Annotated in this window: 12 protein-coding genes; 2 read left to right on the top strand and 10 right to left on the bottom strand. The window is 55.8% G+C overall.

Translation table 11 applies throughout. The features are described from left to right. The first annotated feature begins 70 nt into the window (after nucleotides 1–70). Both dinB and OHL23_RS17350 read left to right on the top strand, forming a co-directional pair. A complete protein-coding gene (gene dinB / locus OHL23_RS17355) occupies nucleotides 71–1,138 on the top strand; it encodes a DNA polymerase IV (protein ID WP_263353171.1) in 1,068 nt (355 codons plus the stop codon). A gap of 224 nt (nucleotides 1,139–1,362) precedes the next feature. After that, entirely contained in the window at nucleotides 1,363–3,918 is a 2,556-nt protein-coding gene (locus OHL23_RS17350; protein ID WP_263353170.1) for a S9 family peptidase, read from the top strand. Between the two features lie 23 nt (nucleotides 3,919–3,941). On the opposite strand, the gene OHL23_RS17345 is transcribed toward OHL23_RS17350, so the two are convergent. The 10 genes from OHL23_RS17345 to OHL23_RS17300 all read right to left on the bottom strand — a co-directional run bounded on the left by OHL23_RS17345 (nucleotide 3,942) and on the right by OHL23_RS17300 (nucleotide 20,939). Next, nucleotides 3,942–7,505, bottom strand: coding sequence for a TonB-dependent receptor (locus OHL23_RS17345; protein ID WP_263353169.1), 3,564 nt, complete (start codon nucleotides 7,503–7,505; stop codon nucleotides 3,942–3,944). 348 nt (nucleotides 7,506–7,853) lie between these two features. Continuing rightward, nucleotides 7,854–8,306, bottom strand: coding sequence for a Fur family transcriptional regulator (locus OHL23_RS17340; RefSeq protein ID WP_263353168.1), 453 nt, complete (start codon nucleotides 8,304–8,306; stop codon nucleotides 7,854–7,856). A gap of 566 nt (nucleotides 8,307–8,872) precedes the next feature. Beyond that, nucleotides 8,873–10,381 (bottom strand): dihydrolipoyl dehydrogenase family protein, encoded by a 1,509-nt coding sequence (locus OHL23_RS17335; RefSeq protein ID WP_263353167.1) that lies wholly within the window; start codon nucleotides 10,379–10,381, stop codon nucleotides 8,873–8,875. A gap of 111 nt (nucleotides 10,382–10,492) precedes the next feature. Next, nucleotides 10,493–11,299 carry an enoyl-CoA hydratase/isomerase family protein gene (locus OHL23_RS17330; RefSeq protein WP_263353166.1) on the bottom strand — a complete coding sequence of 269 codons (807 nt, stop codon included), beginning with the start codon at nucleotides 11,297–11,299 and terminating at the stop codon, nucleotides 10,493–10,495. Between the two features lie 105 nt (nucleotides 11,300–11,404). After that, nucleotides 11,405–12,103 (bottom strand): SDR family oxidoreductase, encoded by a 699-nt coding sequence (locus OHL23_RS17325; protein WP_396127378.1) that lies wholly within the window; start codon nucleotides 12,101–12,103, stop codon nucleotides 11,405–11,407. A gap of 335 nt (nucleotides 12,104–12,438) precedes the next feature. Then, the gene (locus tag OHL23_RS17320) at nucleotides 12,439–12,765 is read right to left on the bottom strand and encodes a hypothetical protein (RefSeq protein ID WP_263353164.1); all 327 of its coding nucleotides are present in this window, start codon (nucleotides 12,763–12,765) and stop codon (nucleotides 12,439–12,441) included. A 143-nt stretch (nucleotides 12,766–12,908) separates the two neighbouring features. Then, complete coding sequence (locus tag OHL23_RS17315) at nucleotides 12,909–15,497, bottom strand: sigma 54-interacting transcriptional regulator (RefSeq protein WP_263353163.1); 2,589 nt, start codon at nucleotides 15,495–15,497, stop codon at nucleotides 12,909–12,911. Nucleotides 15,498–15,661: 164 nt separating this feature from the next. Then, a complete protein-coding gene (locus OHL23_RS17310) occupies nucleotides 15,662–16,450 on the bottom strand; it encodes a DUF72 domain-containing protein (protein ID WP_263353162.1) in 789 nt (262 codons plus the stop codon). Between the two features lie 1,525 nt (nucleotides 16,451–17,975). Further along, complete coding sequence (locus tag OHL23_RS17305) at nucleotides 17,976–18,200, bottom strand: hypothetical protein (protein WP_263353161.1); 225 nt, start codon at nucleotides 18,198–18,200, stop codon at nucleotides 17,976–17,978. Nucleotides 18,201–18,461: 261 nt separating this feature from the next. Beyond that, nucleotides 18,462–20,939 carry an ATP-binding protein gene (locus tag OHL23_RS17300; RefSeq protein WP_263353160.1) on the bottom strand — a complete coding sequence of 826 codons (2,478 nt, stop codon included), beginning with the start codon at nucleotides 20,937–20,939 and terminating at the stop codon, nucleotides 18,462–18,464. Nucleotides 20,940–21,174 lie beyond the last annotated feature (235 nt).

The following is a 21,174-nucleotide window of genomic DNA, read 5'->3' as shown; positions in this document are numbered from 1 at the left end:
GCAATATTCCCGAATAGCGTCCCTGAATTCTTAAAGAGCCCTCTCGAAAACGGCCTACCATGAATATGGGATGAACGGACGGAAGATTGTTCATGTGGATATGGATGCGTTCTACGCCTCCGTCGAGCAACGCGATAGTCCGGAGCTGCGCGGGAAGCCGGTTGTCGTTGCCTGGCGGGGAAAGCGCTCCGTAGTCTGCGCGGCCTCCTATGAGGCCAGGCACTTTGGCGTGCGCTCAGCCATGGTCGCGACGCATGCCGAGCGTCTGTGCCCGGAGGCAGTCTTTGTCCCTCCCGACTTCACGCGTTATCGGGCAGTTTCACGCGCCGTGCGCGAGATCTTCCTCCGGCACACGGATCTCATCGAGCCGCTATCGCTCGATGAAGCATATCTGGATGTCACCGAGAATAAGACCGGCCTCGCAACGGCTACGAAAGTCGCCAGCACAATCCGGCAGCAAATCCGCGAAGAGCTCAGCCTGACTGCCTCTGCGGGTGTCGCTCCCAACAAGTTCCTGTCGAAGATCGCCTCCGATTGGCGTAAGCCGAATGGGCTTTTTGTTATCCAGCCCGCGGAGGTGGCGAGCTTCCTGACTCCATTGCCTGTGGGCCGCATCCCCGGAGTTGGAAAAGTCACGGAAGAGAAGCTCGTCAGGCTCGGAATGCGCACGGTCGGGGAGTTACGAACCCTCCCGCTCAACGAGTTGCAACGCATGTTTGGCCGCTACGGACAACGCCTGTATGAACTGGCTCGCGGAATCGACGAGAATCCGGTCGTGCCTAACCGGCCGACAAAGTCCATCTCAGCCGAGGACACGTTTGAGCAGGATGTACTCCTTGCCGAAACTGAACCCATGATTCGGCGTTTGGCCGAAAAAACATGGCTCGCTTCCCGCAAGGAATCGCGAATCGCCCGCACCGTGGTCTTGAAGTTGAAGACGGCTGAGTTCCGCGTGATGACCCGAAGCCAGACGGCCCCGGAGCCGCCAGCCTCACAGGAAGAGCTGACTCAGATTGCTCTGTCTCTGCTGCAAAAAGTAGGAACTGATCCCGGGCAACGATTCCGCCTGGCGGGCGTAGGGCTCGGCAACTTCCGTGACCCAGGCGAGAGCGCGGAACCATCGCTTTTCCCCTTGTAGAGGGATGTCTCTAGTCTGAGCCCTCTGGAAGGAAATGATTGACAGAAATGCGCTCAGCGGAAACTGCGCGAGTATACTGGCTGCTCAACGGAAAATCAAGATGACTCAATGGGACGCGGTAGTCCTCAAGAAGTGCCCGCGTTTATGGTTTGAATGTTGATCCAATTTGCGATGTATCGTCTTGGTTATCGCGTTTTCCCGGTGAATTAAGGGGGAGGGAATTCATGCCAGTCAGAAACGCCTTGAACCGTCTTTTGGCCGGAGTTATGGTAGCCTGTGCGGCGTCAGCGCCCCTTATCGCGCAGTCGAACTCGTCCTCATCGAATCCGTCCTCATCGACCGCGACCTCAGGACCGGCGGCCTCGATTGATCACCCATCCGGATATAACCAGCCGCCAAAATACATTCTGGACGTAATGCACGCGCCTTCCCCGCCAGTTCCATTGGTAAGCCCGACAGAGGACACGATTCTCTTGGTGTCCTGGCAAGACTACCCATCGATTTCTCGGGTGGCGACACCTTTCCTGCGCCTTGCCGGCGTGCGCGTCGAGCCGAAGAATCACAGCAAGCACGACACCCCTGGCGGCTACGGCATCACGCCCTGCGCCAGGAGCTTCGCGTTGGTGCATATCGCCGACGGCGCGCAAATCCCCGTCGCGCTTCCCGAGGGTGCGTGCCCAGGCCAGCCAATCTGGGCCGCTGACGGAAAACGATTCGCGTTCGTGAATCTAGCGCCGGACGCGGTCGAGCTCTGGATCGGCGACGCGAAGACCGGCGAAATTCATCAGGTGTCCGGTGCGCGTCTCAACCCAATGTTCAACGACGAAATGAAATGGATGCCCGACCAGAAAAGGCTCTTGGTCAAGCTAGTTCCCGCGGAGATGGGTGCGCCGCCTCCTGAACCAACCGCGCCAATTGGTCCGAGCATTCAGGAGACAGAGGGTGAAAAAGGTCAGAGCAGTACCTATGAAAACCGCGACACGCTCCGCAACACGCACGATGAGGATCTTTTCAATTACTTCGCGGCCTCACAACTCGCTCTAGTCGACGCGGCCACCGGAGCGATCCGGCCTGTGGGTACGCCTGGAAACTACCAATCCGTCGACCCCGCGCCGGATGGGCAGCACATACTCGTCACCGCGATCCACAAACCCTACTCGTATATCACGACTTATGATCGCTTTCCCAAAGAAGTCGAAGTCTGGGACATTGCGGAACCCTCAAACCTTCGTGTTCATACCATCGCGTCGCTTCCGCTGGCGGATCGCGTTCCAATCCACGGCGTGCCGCTTGGGCCCCGCGATTTTTCCTGGCGCGCCACCGAGCCGGCGACGCTGATCTGGGCGGAAGCGTTGGATGGCGGCGACTGGAATGTGAGTGCTCCAGCCCGCGACAAAATACTTCTTCAGAAGGCGCCGTTCACTTCACCGGCCGTCGAAATCACGCGCACCGAGCAGCGTTATGCAGAGATCCTCTGGAGTGACCACCAGGATGTCGCTCTTCTCACGGAATACGATGAGAACCGCCATTGGACACGGACATTCATCCTCGACGCCGACGATCGACAGAAAAAGCCTCGCCTGCTTTGGGATCTCTCCATGGACGAAAGCTATGGCGATCCGGGCGAACCAGTGAGGCACCAGCTTCCGAATGGATCAAGAGTTATTCGCCAGGACGGCGACTCAATTTACCTTGAAGGACGCGGCGCATCGTCCGACGGAGACCGGCCGTTCCTCGATCGGCTCGATCTCAAGACCTTGCGATACGAACGTATGTTTCGAAGCGATAAGACATCCTACGAGCAGTTCCTTTCCTTCACCGGGCCGGACACGCGAAAGTTTCTCACCTGGCATCAATCGCCGTCCGACCCGCCCAATGCCTTTGCGCGAACGCTGGGAAAATCCGCCGACGCTCCTGCCGGAGAAGCAGTCTTTGTTTCGACAAGCCAAGCCGTCACCCACATTCCCGACCCAACACCGGAGGTGCGAGCGATCAAGAAGCGGTTGGTCAAGTACAAGCGGGCCGATGGGCTTGACCTTTCGTTCACCCTCTATACGCCGCCCGGCTATCAGGAGGGCACGCGCGTCCCCACTATTCTTTATGCCTATCCGCTGGACTATGCCGACGCTTCAAAAGCCGGCCAGGTAGTAGGCTCGCAGGAAACCTTCACCCGGCTGCGGCAATATAGGCTGTTGCTTCTCGCGGGCTACGCGATCATCGATAATGCTTCGTTTCCCATCGTCGGCGATCCGAAAAAAGCCTACGACACATATCTGGATCAGCTCGTCGCTGACGCCAAAGCCGCAGTCGACGAGGCTGTGCAGCTAGGCGTAGCCGATCCCGACCGCATAGGAGTCACCGGCCACAGCCATGGCGCTTTAATGACCGCAAACCTGGTGGCCCACTCTAACCTGTTTCGGGCTGGTGTTGCAACCAGCGGCTCTTATAACAAGACGCTCACGCCGTTCGGTTTCCAGAACGAGCGGCGATCGGTTTGGGAAGCGCCCGACGTCTATCAGAAGGTCTCGCCATTCTTCTTCGCTGACAAACTGAAGACACCGCTACTCATCGTGCATGGAGGGGAAGACGCAAATCCCGGCACCACACCGTTGCAATCGGATAAGCTCTACGAAGCGATTCGAGGTAATGGCGGCACTGCCCGATTAGTCGTCCTCCCGCACGAGCCGCATTGGTATTCGGCGATGGAATCGAACGAGCAGTTGGTTTACGAGATGCTTCGCTGGTTCGACAAATACGTAAAGAACGCGCCGCCACGGTAAATACACCGTGGCAACTCCGTTGCTCAGAATGAGAACTTGAGCGCCCCTTGCAGAATGCGTGGGGCCGCTGCGCTGATCACGTTTCCGAAAGTAGAGCTGCCGATATTTCCATCAACCGCCTGGGGACCGTTGAACTGCGCATGGTTGAAGACATTGAAGGCCTCCATCCGAAACAGCAGATTCTTCGATTCGGTGAACGCCAGATTCTTCGCGATCGCCATGTCATAGTTGTCGGCCCCCGGGCCGTAGAAGAAACGTCTTTTGGCGGTGCCCGGGCTTCCCAGCGCATTCATGCTGAAATTCGTTGTGTCGAAGTAATTGTTGCCGTTTCTGCGCGGATTCTTATTCAAACCCAACGCGCCTCCGTTGTAGTCCGGCTCGTCGATGCTGCTGTTGTTCACACCGTTTGGATTCGTCCCGATCAGCGAGTTGTCATTGTTGTTGATCATAGTCACAGGAAAACCGCTCGCAAAGCGGGTGATGCCGGAAAGCGACCAGCCTTTCGTCAGCCGGTTGGGACGGAAGAATTGATCGAACGGCAACTGATAGTCATAGCTGACGACAAAATTGTGCTTCACATCGAATGCCGATAGCGCGTAGCTGAGCGCAGGATTGAAGGGATTGACCTCTTCGCCAATATTCGACGACTCATCCATCGACTTGCCGTAGGTATAGGAAGCATCGAACTCAAGCCGTCCCGCGGTATGCCGGGCGCTGAGCTGCAACGAGTTGTAATTGGCGTGGCCGATATTGGACTGGAGCGCATTGCTGCCGAAGTTCGGTCCCAGCGGCCCGCGCGTTCCGTTCACGGTTCCCCCGCCCGCGGGGTAATACGTCGTATCCTCGCCGAAGGCTCCGCAGGTGAGTGTTCCAAACATCACATCGCTCGGCTGGCTCAGACTCAGGCAGAGAGCAGGGTTGCCCGCATTCGATTCGACCAGCACACGCTGCCGGTGGGAAGCAGAGCCGATGTAGCTCGCACTGAAGACGGTCTTCGGACCAGCCTGGCGTTCGATTGAGAGCACCCACTCTTCCGTATACGGCGTATGGTTGTGGATGTCGTATCCCGGGATGCCGCTGATGGGCTCGTATGTGGCCCAATTGATATTCGGATCGGGGTTGCTTCGTGAGGAGTTAAGCGGCGCGAATTTGTACGGGAACGGCTGGCCGTTGTTGGTTCCGTCCGCCGCATTGATGAACGGCGTTGCAAAGAGCGGCGGCGCGGGACTTGAATACGTTGTGCCGTAAGGAGCATTCGCGGCAAGAACGCCGATCTCAACCGCATCAATGGCGGTATAAAACTCGCCGAAGCTGGCGCGCACGCTGGTGTTGCCCGGAGCGCCCAAAAGCTTTCTGAAGAGGCTGCCATTCTCGGCCTGGGGAGACCAAGCCAAGCCGACACGCGGTGAAAAATCGAGCGAATCGATTGGGGCCAGGGTATTTGGAATGCCAGGATCGCCGGGATACAGGATACCCGGAGGCGCACCGGGAAATACAACCGACTGCGCGCCAGCAACGAAGGTCGAAATCTGGTTGTATTTCTCCGACCAGGGCGCGATGCGGTCCCAGCGCAGCCCGTAGTTCAGCGTCAGGTTCGGTAGAACATGCCAGCTATCCTGCGCAAATACTCCAAAGTATTTGTCGCGCGCATAAAACGGATTCAACTGGCTCTGGTTGTACTGGCTGGGCACGCCAACCAGAAAGTCCGCAAAGTCAACGCCAGTCTCCTGTCCGGCAAAGACGAAGCTGCCATTGAACTGCGCTATGGGAGAAGCATTGACCTCATCGGCATGGAACTCCGCGCCGAATTTCATGGTGTGATTGCCCAGCACCTTCGAAAAACTGTCGGCCACCTGGTAGGTGTTGTTCACCTGAATCAGCTGATTAGCCGCTGCTCCGGTCGAATAAGCATTGAAGTTGAGATTTTCAACACTCTGTCCTTTAGGATCGAGGGCCACGATGCTGTCGGTTCCATCCGCATTCACAAATCCCTGCGACGCCAGGCTTACACTGCGGCCTCCGATGGGCTGGCCGAGATTGGTGTTGTCGCGCATCACGCTCAGGTGGAACTCATTGACCATTGTTGCGCCGAAGCTCTTCGTGTCACCAAGAGTGAGTAGTTGCGCACGGCCGGTCGTCAGCGCGGAAAAGCCCGGTACGTTAGCGCCGCTTTGCGCGACAGGATAAGGATTGACAAGGTTGAAGTCGTCGATGAAGTAGTACGCCGACATCAGTCCCCACCGCGTATTCGCATCGACTCTGGCGCCGGCTTTGTCGTCGCGTACCGTCTGGTCATAGGAAGATGTAGCAAAGGTGCCCTGCGTAGTATTCGGTGCGGGAATATATTGCAGCATCTTCTGCGCGGGAACCGACCAGGCCGTCTGCGGGATTACAGCATTGGGAAAAACACAAGTGGAGGAAGAGATACATCCAGGCAGATAGTACGGCTCGCCCGCTGTCACCTCATAACCCAACTTCTGGGTCAGGATGTTCGCGAAATAGGGGCCGCCGACGATTCCAGTCAGTTGGTTTCCACCGGGACCGGTCGTATAGTCCGAGAGGTCGCCGGTGCGGTCCGCACTGGATGGAACAGCGATGTTGCCGGTATCGACGCCCTGGGTCTGCCGCGTGCCTTGATAGTCGACGAAGAAGAACAGTTTATCGCGGCGGATCGGACCGCCGAAGGTGCCACCGAACTGGTTCTGCCGGAAGTCGCCACGGGTGGGCGAGAAGTAGTTGCGCGCATCGAGGTCGGTGTTGCGCAAGAACTCGAAGGCATTGCCATGAAACGCATTGCTTCCCGATTTCGTGACTACGCTGATCTGGCCGCCGCTGTATTCGCCATACTCTGCATCGAAGTTGCTGGTGATAATCCGAAACTCCGCGATCGAGTCCAGGTTGGGAATGACGGCTGTGCCGGCGTTGACATCCTCTTCCACGTCACTGCCGTTCACGCTGAAATAGTTGGCCGTCTCACGCTGTCCGTTGACGGAGAGGTTGCCGGGGTTCAGTGTGCCGGATGGATTGAGAACCGTTGCACCCACGTCCTGCACTGTGGTGTCACTAATCGCGGTCTGGGGAGCGACACCCGGTTGCAGAGACAAAAGATCTGTATAGCTGCGCCCGTCAAGCGGAACCGCGGCCATCTGCCGGCCGGTAATCACCTGTCCCATCTGCGTGCTCACTGTCTCAACGTGCAGCGTGTTGTCCGTTACCGACACGTTTTGAGAGACGCTTCCAACTTCAAGCGGCGCATCCAACGTAAGCGCCGCGCTGGTATCGAGAGCAATATCCTTACGCTCGTACTGACCGAACCCCGGAGCTTCCACGTCGAGCACATAGTGACCGACGGGCAAAACCGGGAAGGTGTAGTACCCTTTGCTATCCGTCTTCGTCTCGTGCAAAATCCCTGTACTGGTTTCCTTCACCGCCACGTGAGCATTCACGACAACGCTTCCCGACGGATCCTTCACCGTGCCCGAGATGCTTCCTCCCACGCTGGCCCACGCCAATGCGGCGGATAGAACTCCGGCAACGCAAACCGCCCTCCCGATACTGCTTAAGAACTGAATGGCTCTGCTCGACATGATTTCTCTCCTGTTCTTTCTGTGGGGCAGAAGCCCTTACTGGACGGTGATCGGAACATTGACGCTGGTCTGGAATTGGAACGGAACTACAAATAGGAAAAGAACTGGAAGAACCAAGGGAAGGACACGAATTCGCCAAGACACAGAGAGTGCTATACCCTTCATCATTGCCTCACAAGAAACACCATTCATCGTTCGAGTCAGCGGCATGAGTTGCCGGCCCAAAATGGAGTTGAATCTCTGCGGCAGGAACCCTATAGTGAGGGCAGCCCGCAGACTATTTGGCTGTGGTTCTCAGGTCCCCGTGGTCTCCGCCAAGAGATACCCGCGAGGGCCTGGTTCCATCTGCTATTGCAATTGCTTCTGTTTCTTTGCAGCGCACAGGCCGCAAAGTCCTCCAACTTCAAGCCGTATTGCCTGAATCTCGAACTGGTTCTTCGCTGCAATCTCATGCTTCAACCGCTCAAATGCGGGAGTCGCAAACTCTACAATCTCTCCACACTTAAAGCAGGCCAGATGCAGATGCTCCTTCTCCGTCTTGACCTCGTAATAATGCTTTTCGCCGTTGAGATGCATGAGGTCCAGTTCGTCGATTAAGCCCAACTGCTTGAGTAGTTCGATGGTTCTGTAGACCGTAGCCCGGTTGATGTTCGGATCTCGTTTGTGCGCCAGCTCCAGCAGGCTTGCCGCGTCCAGATGAGTCGTCGCCTCCTGGATGGTTTCAATCAGTGCGCGGCGCTGCGCAGTCAGCCGTACCCCTCTGGCTTCCACTTCACTCAATAGCTGGCAACGTAGAAGCAAAGGGCGTCTCCAGTTGCGACTGAGTCGCAACTTCTGATATCGGACTAAATTAGTCCTATACCTATATACGACAGATTTTGTCGGATTACAAGATCGTCATGGGAAATTCATGTGGCCTAAAAGAGGGAGTACTCCAAAAACCTCCAACATGCGGTACGAATCTGGTGGTCCATCGAGCTATCGCTGCGGTTGAAACAATAGTGACAACGGCTCCTAGCGCTCGAAGTCAGGTTGCAATAAGCGATCGCGTTGCACGCAGAAGTGCCTTTCGCCGATGACCGCATCTGCGATTTTTCGCTCTCCGACAACCGGAGCCATCGGAAGAATGCTTCAAGCAAACCGCACTCACCAGACTTGCTTTTTGTGCGATTAGTTGCGTACGGGGCTCTGGAGGAGCCTCTACATCGCGGACAAGCCTTCAAAGACGCTGCAAGATCGCAGTGTCAGCTGTCTGAGTTACGAGATTGCTTGCCTGAAACCTGTGAACGTGACGGGATGTAAGGGAACGCGAGTGGGTTCAGGCAAGGGGCCAGGCAAGATGCGGCCCAGATGGGCGCGGTTGGTCTTTAGCGTGTTGCTGTCAGTGCCTGCGAGGTCGTCACTTCCGATTCCATTCTTGGAATTGATGGCGTGGAAGAGAACAGTGGTATCAGCCCCTCGACCAATGTTGGGTGTGTCAGGATGGCGTCGCGCAAGGCCGTATAGAGCACTCCGGCATTCATCGCGATCTGGACGGATGACATAATCTCCGCAGCTCCGACACCGAATGCCGTGAAGCCGAGGATGCGATCGCTATCAGCTTCGACCAGCGCCTTCACGAACCCGCGCGTTTCCGAGAGGGTGCGCGCTCGCAGATTGGATTCCATTGGAACTTTGAACAAGCGATACGCAGTGCCTTGAGCTCTGGCCTCATTCTCATTCAATCCAATGCGGGCCAATTCAGGGTCCGTGAACAGGCAATAAGGAACCTGTCTTCCGGTGGTCACATGGTGAACTCCATTGAGGTTGTTATGTACGACCCGGAAATCGTCGACGCTGATGTGTGTGAACTGCGGGCTGCCTGCAACTTCGCCAATGGCCCAAACGCCCGGCGCGGTTGTCTGTAGCCGTTCGTTGACCTTGATATATCCGCGATCCGTCAGTTCCACACCGGCCAACTCGAGTCCAAGCCCCTCGGTATTCGGAGTGCGTCCCGCAGCTACTAGCAGATGGCTCGCGTCGAGAATCTTTTCCGTTCCGTTTTGCTCGATGAGAACTCTCACCGAGTCTCCTGATATTCCTGATACGCGCTTGATCCGCGTATTCAGAAGAACGTCGATGCCCTCGTCTTCCAGTAGACCGCGAAGAGCTTCACTCACGTCTTCGTCTTCCTGGGGCATCAAGCGTGGCCTGCGTCCGATTACCGTCACACGGCTGCCGAAACGGCGCATCGCCTGCGCAAACTCAACTCCGACATAGCCGCTGCCAACGACAACCAGGTGTTCGGGAATCTGGTCGAGTTCCAGAGCCTCAATGTGCGTCAGCGGTTGCGCTTCAGCGAGACCAGGAATAGCTTCGAGCTTGGCGCGCGTCCCGGTGCTGACGATTACGTTCATGCCGCGGAGTCGACGGATGGTCCCGTCGGCGAGGACGACCTCCACCGTTTTGGGAGCAATGAATCGCCCCGTTCCTGGAATGAACTCCGCGCCTGTCTTCTCATAATTGCTCAAATACATTTCGTTCAAGCTGCGCACCATCTTGCGCTTGCGTTCACGAACTCCTGACATATCGATTGTGAAGCCGTTATGAGTGATTCCAAACTCGTTGCTGTGGCGGAAATATGACGCGACTTTGGCACTGTGGATGATGTTCTTGCTTGGAAGGCACGCGATGTTTGGACAGGATCCACCGATGTATTTGCGGTCGATGGCGGCGACACGCTTGCCTTCCGCGGCAAACGTCCACGCGGCGATTGTTGATCCGGTGCCACCGCCTAGAATGAGGAGATCAAGCTCTTCGACGAGCGGCTCCTTCGGCAATTGTCCGGATGAAGTGACCCTGGTATCACTCGTGGTTTCGTTCTTGGTGTTGTTCATGCAATTCCTCCGGAGAAAGGTTTGTTTGTGATGATTCAATAAACGCAGAATCCTCCAGTCGGCGCCGCGATCCACTGCGCCGCCGGGCCAGAGTAGTCGTTTCAGACGCACTTATGCAACACCTGCCGTCGCAGCTTCGGGTTCCGTGTTTGAATGCATCGACTTCACTAGGTCGGCCGCTGACGCTCCTTCAAGCGATAGCCCATACCCGACTTCCCGCGCAACGCGCTCTTTCAGGGGCTGGATAAAGTGAACCCGCGTGTTACGCCGAGTTACCTCTGGGGCCTTCAAATAGAGCGCGGCCAATTCGCGTGCCCTGGCGAGAGTCTTACCGTTCGGCACAACCTCAGCCACGACTCCCCATTCCTGTGCGGTGCGCGCCTTCAATGGTTGCGGATTTAGAAGGAACGCTTCGGCTCTTCCTGCGCCGGCGCGATAACTCCACGTCGTAAAGATGCCGTCCCCAGGCGCAACCCCTACGGCGTAGTGCGCAACATCCTGAAAGGTCGCACCATCGCCCGCAACAATGACATTGGCGAGCAGTACATAATCGGAGTGCACGTAGGCGCGTCCCTCGATCGCCGCGATCACCGGCACACGTATGTTAGCGATGTTTTCCAGAACCTGAACGCCCTCGTCGTGAACCTGGCTCCAGACGCCGGGATCAGAAACGTCGCCGAACGATGACCAGTCAACATCGATAATGAAGTCCCCTCCCGCGCCGGTGAGGATAACGATCTTGTTGGCGCGGTCTTGTCCGATCCGGTAAAACGCATCGACAAACTCCGTGTGACCCTGCGCGTTCATAATGCACGGCCCTCCGTTGCTATGGAACTCGACAACCAGCACGCCATCGGCATCGCGAGTCAGCTTCAGATTGTGATATGCGGTGAAGTAATCCGCTTGAGCGGTTTGCATAGGATTCTCCATCTTCGGTTTTTGATTGTTGAGCTTGAATCCTCCGCCTCTGTCCTATAGTCTCGGAAGACTCAGGATCGGACTGGAATGAAAGCATGCGGCTGATTAGATTTGCGCCACGCCGCCATCGACGAAGAGCTCGATGCCAGAGATGTAACTTGCTTCGTCCGATGCGAGAAATGCGACGGCCTTGGCAATTTCATCCGGATCTCCGAGTCGTCCTAATGGAACGTTCTTTGCGAGCTCTTCTTTCATCTGAGTGAGCGCCTCGCCGGTCTGCCAGCTTTCGAATATCGGCGTATCGATATGGCCCGGGCTAATCGCGTTCACGCGGATATGGCGTTCGCGGAGTTCATTGGTCCATGTGCGTGCGAAGGATCGGACAGCGGCCTTTGTGGCGCTATACACGCTGATGCCGGGAAAGCCCTTGATGGTGGCAATCGATGCGTTCAGGATGATCGACGCGCCATCCTTTAGCAGAGGAAGCGCCTTCTGCACCGTGAAAAACAGTCCCTTCACATTCGCATCAAAGTGAAGGTCGAAGAATTTCTCGTCGACAGTTCCCAACGGTGCCACTTGTGAAATCCCAGCGTTCGCGAAGACCACGTCGATTTTTCGACCATATCCATCGACTAACTCGTACACTCGGTCAAGGTCGCTCAGGCTGGCGACGTCGCCTGGGACGGCCGTCACCTTTTCGCCGATTTCAGCAATGGCAGATTCCAACGCATCCTTGCGACGGCCCGTGATGAAGACGTGATCCGCCCCTTCCAGTACAAATCGCTTTGCTGTGGCCAGACCCATCCCAGTCGAGCCGCCAGTGATGACCGCGATTTTGCCCGCGAGCCGCTTGGCGCCTACGTGATTCAGCGCTGCGCGAGGCTTCTGCGCAGCATGGCTTGCAGGATTAGGAATGTGAAGAGTCGTCTCGGTTGTGGTGCTCATTACTACCTCCCATGGTTGTGGCAGTTGGCCTGCGCTGGCAGGAATGCAATCAGCGTGCCAACTCTCAGCTTCCGGTAAGCGATTGAAAACAGGGTGGTGACGCATTCGAAGCATCGAGACAAGGAGGAAGGTGTCAAGGCTGTTATCGAGGGCGTTGACAGTCGCTCCAGGCCCATCTCGGGCTGACCTTACACTCATCCTTCCGAATCCACATCATTTAGGACATCTGTCGCGGCCGATGCGTTCTGATGAGTGCTGCGAACAAGTTGTCTCAGAAGCTCCTTCACAAAGACGCCGCATTGGAGCTTGATCTTGTTTTTTATCAATTGCAAGAGCACACGCTCTCCCTCCGGAGCGATTCGCGTCAGGCCTCTCAGGTCAACGACGAGTTTGCGGCCATCAAGATCATCTCCTGCTTTTTCGCAGGCGATTTCGAGTTCACTGACCCAGGGGGGTACTAGTGTGCCCTCCACAATGAGCTTGCGTTCGCGTTGGCCATCGACAAGCGATATCTTCAACATGCGCACCTGTCCCTAAGGCGTCAGGAAGCAAGGCGGCTGCCAAACGCTCGGAGCGGTAAGTACTTTTGTTTTCAGTACGGAATAGGGCTCGGCTGACGAGAGTTGAGACTGTCAAAGCAGCTTTGACACTTATGCTGAGTGCATCAGGCATAGTCCCGGGCATCGATGCCGAGTTTTTTCATTCGGGCGAGGAGAGTAGTGCGGTTGAGGCCCATGTACGCGGCGGCTCCATCGGTGCCACCCACGCGCCCATTCGATTCAGTGAGCGCGCGCACGATCGCGTCTCTCTGCTTCTTCGTATCCTGATCCGCCACGGCGCTGTTCGCATGTAGTGCTTTGATGGTCTCTTTCACAATGCGGGCAATGTTGTCTTGATCTGCCGGGGTGCGCTCACCATTATCAACCGCCACTTTGCGTAGCTCCGATAACGGAGCCTCCAGCGATCTGCCGCGCGTAAGGATTACCGCGCGTTCGACGAGGTTCTCAAGTTCGCGGATGTTTCCGGGCCACTCCCATATCTTCAGGCTCTTCATTACAGCCGTAGGAATGCTGTCGATTTTCTTCTGCATCTGTTTGGAGAATTTCTCAACGAAATAGCTCACGAGTAGAGGAATGTCTTCCTTGCGCTCCCGCAGCGGCGGTATTCGGATCGGAAACACGTTCAGGCGGTAGTACAGATCGCTGCGGAATTCATGCTCAGCCATCATTTTTTCGAGATCGCGGTTGGTGGCGGCGATGAGTCGAATGTTCACCCTGCGGGTGCGCGTGCTTCCGAGCCGTTCGAATTCCCGCTCCTGCAACGCCCGCAATAGCTTGGGTTGGATTTCAAGCGGAATATCGCCAACTTCGTCCAGGAACAGGGTGCCTTGATCGGCAAGTTCCAGCCTGCCGATCTTTTGAATAATCGCGCCCGTGAAGGCTCCCTTTTCATGACCAAACAACTCGCTCTCTAGCAGGCCCGTCGGAATGGCGGCACAGTTCACCTTCACAAAGGTGCGATCCTTCCGGCGGCTGCTATCGTGAATCGCACGGGCAATCAACTCTTTGCCCGTGCCCGTTTCACCGAGTACCAGGACGGTTGAATCGACGGCTGCGACGGTTTCGACCAATTGCAGAACGCGCTTCAGCGCCGGGCTGTGCCCCACAATCTGCCCGAACTCCATGTCGCCCCGGATCTCTGATTCAAGATAGAGCTTTTCCTGAGCAAGTTTTTCTTTGAGTTCGGTAACTTCGCGAAACGCGAGGCAATTCTCAATGGCAATCGCTATTTGCCCGGACGCGTCTTTAAGGAAGTCGATATCCTCAGGCGTAAATCCGTTGTCTGTGGTCCGGGCAATTGCCAGGACTCCGACTACTCGCCCCTGATTCACGAGAGGTATCACACATTGACTCTTCACTCCCTCAGCGAGCAGTAACTCGTAATAATCGGGAGGAAAATCCTCGCGATTGCCTATGCGTCTAACCGCTGGCTCCAGGGTTTCAAGAGCTCGTTTGGCGACGCCCGCCGGAGTGATGAGTAGTTCTTCTTTAACAAAGCCTCTGCCGTCCGGAAAATCCAATGCGTGCACCCGGAATTTTCCCGATGCTGCATCAGGCAACGAGATGTGTACTAGATCACAATGCATCAGTTCCCGAATACTGGCAGAGATTGCACGCAGCACTTTCCGAAGCTCCAAATCGGAAGTGATCTGGTTGGTGAGCTTCAGAAGGAGTTGAAGTCGAGTGTTCTGGACGGCGAGATTCTGCTCAGCTTTTTTTCGTAGCTCAATATCGGTATTCGTTCCGTACCATTTGACAACCTTTCCGCTTTCGTCGAAGGCCGGAGTCGCGCGGAAATAGAACCACCGGTATACTCCGTCGAAACGGCGCAGACGCCCTTCGATCTCACCCGGTTTGCCGGAAACCAACATCCCCTGCCAGTACTCCACCAGAATTTTTAGATCGTCAGGGTGGACCGCAGTTGTCCAGCCCCAACCCTGTGCCTGCTCCGCCGTAAGCCCAGCGTAATCTAACCAGCGTCGATTGAAGAATTCAGCCGCTCCGTCTGCCGAGGCTGACCACGCCATGGATGGAATCGATTCGATAACATCGCGCAGCTCGCGTTCACTGCGCTGGAGCTTTTCATTCTGACGCTCTAATTCCGCGCGAGCCGCCTGCGCCTGGCGAAGATTGAAATTGTCGTCAATCGCGAATGCGACGACTCGGCCAATGAGTCGCAAGAAGCCAATGTCATCGCTGCTGTATTCGGTTCCAGGAGAGCCGGACATGCCCAACGCGCCCAGACGACGATGCGGCGTAGTGAGGGGAACAAAAACAAGCGGGCCGACGTCGAGTCCTTGAGCGGAAATTCCATCCTTGAGGCGTGCCGGTACTCTTTCATCCGTGTTCCAGTCGCGAATATGAAACGGCTCCTGGGTAGTGTATGCCTGCCATGACGGCCGCTGTTCGACGGGTACATCCGCATAGCCGGCTACGAGGCTCTTTTCTTGGCCGACCACCATCCATTCGACTTCCGTCGAGTTCTCTTTGTAGACAATGATGTAGAACTGCAGGAACTCGAGAAATTCTCGCAGCTGATCAGAGAGGATCTTCGTAAGATCCTCGGGTTCGCGGCACTGGGAGAGGATTTCGCTAAGGCACAGCACCGCTTCGTACCGTCTCCCAGCGCTCCGCTGCAGGACGGAGACATCTCCGCTGATCTCGCATTTGGATGGGGAGATCATCTGCGTCATTTATCCAGAGTCTATCCTACAAAACCGGATGACTTACCCGGCTTGTAGATTGCATTGCAGTGCCGAGTCTAACCATTATCAATGGGCTTAGCTGCTTTTGGATTGCCATACATTCAGCACGTCGCAGTGGCTACGTTTGCTTGTATAGCCGCTACCAAGGCTGCTCATGGAAGCTGGAGTCTTCGGAGTGTATTCACCGCGCAGATAGCCCCGGTCGGCTGCTCCTCGTGCTTAAAATAGGCAAATACCTCGCCCTCGGAACGCCGCCTGCGCAGGGTATTCTGAAGCGCGTCGAGCTGCTCTGCGGAGTATCCGCTCTTACGCAATCGATAGCACATGAAGGAAGCGGTCACAATATCCGGAGTCACCAGATCTTCGCTCTCGGCAACACAGAGCGCGGCCCGATGATGCCGCAGCACAGCATACACTTCGTCGCAAAACCAAGTGCTGTGCCGAAACTCGAAAGCCATCCGCAAACCATACGGATTCGCATCCACAAGGAAGGAGTCGAGACGAAGTACGTCGGCCTTGAAATTAGGCGGAAGCTGGAAGAGCAGCACACCCATGCGTCCAGCAGCCGCGACCGGGGCGAGTGCACGCGACAACGCGGCGACTGCGTCTGAACAGTCGCTGAGTCGAAGGATGTGAGTGATTCGCTGCGGCGCTTTAAACGAAAAGCGAAAGTGGTCGCCGGTCGCCGCCAGCCAGCCCGTCAGCGTCCCCTCGGTCGGCAACTGGCGGAAGGTGTAGTTCACCTCAACCGAGTTCAATTGAGTTGCGTAATATTCCAGGAACTTCTTTTGAGGAAGCGCTTCAGGATAGAATCCGGGCCTCCAACTCGTATACGCCCAACCAGAGGTGCCAAGAAAGACTCGTTCCCGCGATTGCCCCGCTGTGCCGGAGAGCGTTATAACTTGCGAGATCTCGGTGTCAGTCGTCTTTTCGGGGGACATTCGCGTCTTCCCATCCACGAATAGCGCCACGGTTCCTGTGTGTGACAAAAGAAGAGCCGCGAACGTGGCTACGCTCGGTTCGGGTGGTCGAGGGATCGAACATCAAGATCCCTTCAGTCTCGAAAACTCACGGAAAACAGGCTATCACAAGTGTCGCGAATGCCATGAATTCAGTCCAACCATCGTACTTCGATGAGTCGATCGGTTGGAGGATCAATCTCGCCCGATTGCGACTCGCGCCTTCGGCGCTGTGAATATCTTATTTTAAGTAACTTGGTATTGGTGGAGGCGGCCCGACACCACCACCTCAATCTAAGCAACCTATTGATTCTGCGAAGCTCAAATCTGTCATGATTCGCATCATTTTCAGATCTTGGCACAATCCGGTCACAAAATGGCCTCGCGCTCGGAACCTGCCCCCTTCTAGAAACATTCCCACACCTCGCAACCGGAATTCGCCATCCGAGTACGCTGAAGTGTACTTGAACCTTCATACATGACGAACGCAGCGTGACAGGCGACCTTCTTTCGGAGTGCCGAGCCAGGATCTTGGACGGCGAGAGGCACGTCTTGGTGGGACTGTCAGCGCGTTCGTATGAAGAACAACTGTAGCCCAAGGCACCATAACCATTCGGGGTTAACGCTTTAACGACGACGCTGGCTGCTGATGCCCTCGCGCTCCGCCGTGTGCTCTACACCGTACTAATCAAAAACCGAGGAAACGATGCATCGGACTCTGATGATGTAGTCCAAAGCCAACCTAGATAATGATTGGAACAGCTGCCTAGATAAAGAACTTGTCTTTCACGCGGACATGCCGCAACGGCTCCCCCATCCAACCTGTCGCGAGAATAGCCACAATGAAAGAGGTCACTGGAAGCAGGTAAAGTATGCGATCAAGACTTTGAAGAATCCAAATGTGCGAAGGAGGTCGAGCGGATATCCAAAATGTGTCCGTATTGTATCTCTCTCGAAATTCTTTCCGCCGAGGACCTGCGGGGCGAAGAGTCACCCACCGCACATTTCGGGATCGAATAGATGAGCCTCGAATCCATTTCCAACGATGTAGAGTTTGCGGTCTTTCATCTAAATTCGATTTCTCCAAACTGCTGACCAGGCCCCGATTCGATTATTGGGGTACGCCATGAAGCCCATAGGCGCCTTGGACTGAGGATTGGGGGCGCGTGAACTAAACGCAAGTCAAGTTGCATTTAGTGACGCTATATGCAAGTCGACCCGCTGATGTTTTGCATCCGGAATTCTGTTGTCGCACACTTCGTCGCCCTTTTGGGGCTCACTAAGGACATGAATAAGACCTCGATCTAACCGATCGCATCGCATGCAAAACGAGGTCGGCGTGATTCATATCCTGGCCTCCGATCTCATGTTGCTTTCAGATAGCGAGCTTGCAACGACTTCGCATGATTTCCATTAGGACTGAGCAGGTTTTTTGCCCTATCCGTGTCTCACTAAGTTCTGCACATTTCGACAATCAGGCAGTCTAATACAGTTCGATCAAGCGATACTATTTTGACGTCTTCTCTGCCTTCGCCCACCGTGCTTTAACTGCTGCGACAATCCTTGCGCGACCCTCAGCCGGCATTTTGCGCTTTTTCTTAATGCCGGTATCGGTACTTAGCTTTGGTCTACCTGGTCCGCATTTCACCGTTGCGCCCGCCAGAACATTCTTGGTCTGTTCGAGACGTGCTATTTCAATATCGAGTTCCGCGATTATCTGTTTGATACTCATGGCGGAAGTCTATCAAGCGTATCTTGAGCCCATCACTTCCGACGTAGCAGGGCACTTGTCCGAGAAGCCGACTACACGTCCAAGTGGCTCACGTGCTGTCGTTGCTAACCGCATGGCGATTGTGCGCTCATTGACATACGCGCTAACCTAATTTGTCCGGGCTTCAATAATGAGCCGGGGCAAAACAGAAAGCCGTTGTTAACTCATGCTAAAGACAATTACGATTCTTGCCAAAAACGCAGACTGGACTTATCCATGGCTTCAAATCTCGGCGGGCAGGCACAAGTGAAAGGTTGCGCCGCGTCCAGGAACGCTTTCGACCCACAAACGCCCGCCATGCGACTCTACGATCGACCGGCTGATGCGAAGCCCCATGCCGGTGCCGTGAGCTTTCGTTGTGAAGAACGGATCGAAGATCTGTTCCAAGATCTGCGGCGGGATCCCCACACCAGTGTCGCTAATTGAAACAAGAATCTGCTTATCTTCGGCGCGCTGCGACCGGATGATCATCTCCCGAATTCCATCAACGTCCTTCATCGCATCAATGCTGTTGATAATCAGATTCATCGCGACCTGTTGCAATTGCACGCGATCTCCGATGATCTGAGGTAGGTCGGGTGCGAGTTCGGTTCGGACCGATATGTTGTGTCGAATGGTTTGGTCACGCAGGAGGGCAATTGTATCTGGAATAATCTCGTTCACGATGACTCTCTCTTGATTCGGGGCACCCTTCTCAAATTGAGAACGGATCCTGCTGATAATCTCGGTAGCACGTTGTGCATCTCTTAAGATTCTGGAAAAAGCTACGCGCAAGTCATCGAGATTGGGATTATGGCTCCCGAGCTTTCGCAGACCGACGTTGGCAGTGATGATGGCGCCACTGATCGGCTGACTGATTTCATGAGCCAGTGACGCCGCTAACTCGCCCATGGTCGTGGCTCGGTTGATGCGTGCGAGGTCGCCCTGCGCCTGACGTAACGCTTCTTCAGTTCGTTTCCGGTCATCGATGTCGGTCGTCGTACCGACGAACTTGAGGACCTTTCCTTCGGAATCTCGTACGGCTACAGCTTGATTGAGATGCCAGCGATATACCTTGTCCTGAGCGCGGAGATTTCGGGTTTCCATCGCAAAATCGTGCCCCGAACGCACGCCCTCCCAAAAGTTCCTGGCTGCTAAATCGCGATCCTCAGGGTGGACCGCGCCCATCCAAGCCTCGGGACCCGACCGGACAAAGTCAAGGGTATGGCCAGCGAAATCGAGCCAAACTTGATTTACGAAATCCGGCGTCCCGTCAGGTTTGAGCGTCCAGGCGGATACCGGAAGACTCTGCAATATCCCAACCTGGAGTTGCAGGTCGGCATAGAGGGCCGCATTCTCCAGCGAAATTGCAGCTTGCGAAGCCAGCAACTGCAGCGCCGCAACCCGATCGGGTGTGAAGACGAACGGAGCCAGGTTATTCTCCAAATGAAGCACGGCAACCAGATGCGCCTGCTTGACGATTGGCAGGCACAATACAGACCGTGAGCGCTTTCTCCGGACATACTCGTCTTTGGAATACATTTTGTCCGCCGAGGCATCATCCAGAAGTACAGGCTCCTGGTTGCGTATCGCATTCCGGATAACAGACTGTGGTAGATCATAGGTCGTAACCGGCTCACGGCACATCGAAACTTCGGCCAGATCATCCGTCGCGCGCGCCTCGGCGCAAACCACGGATTCACTCCCTGACGGCAGAATCAAAAGACCACGATCAGCTCCCGCGCTCTCGAGCGTGATCGCCATAAGCCGCTCGATCAACTTGGGCAACTTAATCTCGCCGGATAGAGACTGAGCGGCTTTTGCAGCGCTTGCCAGCGTATTCGCGCGGGCAACCCCGGCGTATAGTTTGGACGTTTCTGCCAGCAGAGCGATCATAACGAATGTTGAGGTGACGAGCGAAAACGGGCGGCCGGCATAAAAACCGAGAGTGGCCATGCGCGGCTGATCAATAGCGCCCAGGAGGTCTGCATGCACGAGTCCACCGATCAGCGCTGTGATCGCCAGTTCGATAATTGTGGCAAGTGCGACAATGATGAGCCATTGATCGAGTACTGAGCGCTTGAAAAGCCACACCACGGAAAGCGCAGCCGCGCATATCAAGATTGCGATAACAGTGAGCCACCTGCCCGCTACCGGATCCACGGGCGGCAGTAAGGCGAGCCACGCGATGCAACTGACCAGAGCGACAACGCTCACGCCGACAATGGTGGCCGCAATCTCCCTTCGGATATGCGCACGCACCTTCGCGGGGCCTTTGTCTCTGAGCCATACGTAAGCAAGCATGGCCACGGGAAGGCCAAGATGCCAAAGCAGATAAATTCTAAAATTGATGTGGTGACTTACGCCGAAATTTATCCTCGGCGAAAAAGCGCCCGGGACAGTAAGTGCGTGTGCGACGACAATCGCCGCCGAATAGAGATAACCGCATGCGAGCGCCCAGATCGCTCTCGAACGAGTGATCGAGAACTGCGCCCAAAGAAGGCCAGCCGTAATGAGGTCAGTGACAAAAATAATCGTATCCAGGACTGGAATGAAACCGATGATCCCGGGCAGCGGCCTGGCGGCGAAAGGAGCGAGAACTACTAATCCAATGATTAAAACTGCGGCGCTGACGCGCGCTGACCGTGTCTGCCGAGGTGTCGGTGGCAGATTGGCCAGGGAAATTTGAGAGTCGGCAGCGCCCAATCCATCCAAGCTCAATCGAGAAGACGGTTCCACTCGCGCACCTCATCGTCGATTCGTGGCATCGGCCGGGAATGCACGGCGATTCGCACAGACGGGGCGGAGGCCACTGGCCGGCTGACGCCTGCTGGCATCGAGGCCCGGTACCCTTAAGTTAGCATCGCCGCTCGCACGCCGGGAAGTCGCGCGCAGCTATCGAGCGCTGCTCCCGTGGTCGCTCGCGATAGACAGTTTCTTCCCGCGAAATCGGCGG

This window comes from Acidicapsa acidisoli, from assembly GCF_025685625.1.
GTDB lineage: Bacteria > Acidobacteriota > Terriglobia > Terriglobales > Acidobacteriaceae > Acidicapsa > Acidicapsa acidisoli.
Note: the sequence above shows the minus strand (reverse complement) of the source record. Positions and strands in the feature narration are given on the sequence as shown.